The organism is Streptomyces sp. URMC 126, assembly GCF_051386555.1.
In the GTDB taxonomy this organism is placed as follows: domain Bacteria; phylum Actinomycetota; class Actinomycetes; order Streptomycetales; family Streptomycetaceae; genus Streptomyces.
In genome coordinates, this window is record NZ_JBPQTX010000569.1 from 1 (window position 1) to 1,954 (window position 1,954).

Below are 1,954 nucleotides of genomic sequence, written 5' to 3' on the forward strand. Positions count from 1 at the left end.
CACCCGCGTCAGCGGCAGCACCCGCGTCAGCGGCAGCACCCGCGTCAGCGGCAGCACCCGCGTCAGCGGCAGCACCCCCCTCGCGGCGGAGCCGCTCGGGGGGCCCGGGGGTTTGCCCTCGGGAAACGGGAAGGGGCGGGGCTGGGGCAACCCCCCTTACCCCTCCCCGACGTTCACGACGGTCGACGACGACACCTCCCCGTCCACCGTGAAGGCCAGCGTCGTGGACCCGCCAGGCGCGGCCCCCTCAGCCCGCACCGCGACCCACAACACCACCGCTCCCCCGACGGGCGCGTCCAGCCGCACCCGCTCGAAGTCGAGCGACTGCCCGTCCCCGGACAGCCGCCCGGCGTAATGGACCTCACCAAGCTCCGGGGACGACACGGTCAGCAGGCACTCGGCACCGCCTTCCGCGACGAACGCCAGCCCACGACCGGCCGGCAGGGCCACACTGACCCCGACGTCGGCGAGAAGCGGCGAAGAGCCGGTGTTACGGACCCGCACCCCCGGATACCCGGCGGCTCCACCCCGCACAAGGCCGACCTCGGGCGGCCCGCCCGCCTCCACCGCGAACGACGGCGCGTCGACGACGTACACAGGCGTCGAGGCGGACACCACGCCGCCGACGGAGAAGCCAAGCGACGTCCGGACCAGAGCCGCGTCGCCGGCCGCGCTGACGCCGACCCACATGACGGAGCCCGTTCCGGGACCGGAGAGGCCGAGGCCGACGTCGGCGAAGGTGAGGGTCAGCCCGTCGCCGGAGAGCGTCCCGGCGTAGACCCGGGTCGCCCCCTGCGCGTCGAGGACGGTCAACTGGTGGTCCGGGACGCCGGTCTGCCCCCACCGCAACGCGGTGTCCGTGGGGAGCGTCACGGTGACGGACTGCGGCGCGAACGGCCCGTTCCCGTCGCCGGACAGCCGCACGCCCGGATAGCCGGTGGCACCGCCCCGCTCCAGGAGCACGTCCGGCGGCCCACCGGGCACGACCGTGAACGGAGTCCTGGTGACGCGCACGGGAGTGGAGTCCGAGGTCCGGCCGCCGACGGCGAACCGCAGGACCGTCGCGGCGGCGGGGGCGTCGTCGGCCGCGCCGACGGAGACCCACATCACCTTCCGCGCGGCGGGCGGGTCGTCGAGGTCGACGCCGCCGAAGGTCAGGGTCCGCCCGTCGGGCGAGAGGATCCCCGGGTAGGCCCGCCCGTCCAGCACCGTGAGCTGGTAGTCCGGCAGCCCGGCCGTCCCCCACCGCAGCCCCCGGCCCGCCGGCAGTTCCACGGTGACCGTGCGCTCGCCGATCGGCGTCCCGCCGGTGTTCTCCACGACCACGCCGGGGAATCCGACGGCCCCGCCCGGGACGAGGACCACGTCCGGCGGCCCGCCGGGGACCACGTCGTAGTCGGCGGGGGGAGTGGCGACGAGGGAGAACTCGCTCCGGGCGGCGCCCGAGGTCGCGACGACGGTCACCGGGCCGGGCGGCTGCCCCGCCGTGAGCACCGGCGCGACGGCGTACCCGTTCCCGTCGGCGACCACCGTCACCTGCGCGGCCCCGCCGAACGACGCCCGGCCGGACGCGACGGCGAACGTCACCTCGGCCCCCGGGACCGGCTCACCGCCCCGGAGGGCCCGCACCTGAAGGCGGGCGGGGAATGCCCGGCCGGCGTCGGTGTGCTGCCCGTCGCCGCCGACCATCCGCAGCTCGTCCACCGGCGCCTTCCACTGGAGGACCACCTGCCCCGGCCGGCCGCCGTCGCCGATGCCCGCCTGGTAGAGGGGGTCGTTCTTGCCGGCGGCGCTGCTGCCGGAGCCGGCCGTGGTCACGCCTCCGGACACGCCCTGTGCCGCGCCCGCGACGAAGCCGGACCCGCCGCCGCCACCGCACCAGCAGGTGCCGGCGGTGCCGCCGACGCTCACCCCGCCGCCACCGCCCGCGTAGCCGCCGCCCCCGCCGTAGGCG

1 pseudogene is annotated in these 1,954 nt (G+C 77.0%); it reads right to left on the reverse strand.

Features of this window, described 5'->3' with window-relative positions:
* Positions 1–156: 156 nt before the first annotated feature.
* Positions 157–1,954 (reverse strand): annotated as a pseudogene (locus tag ACSNOK_RS32765) (hypothetical protein); the annotation flags it as partial.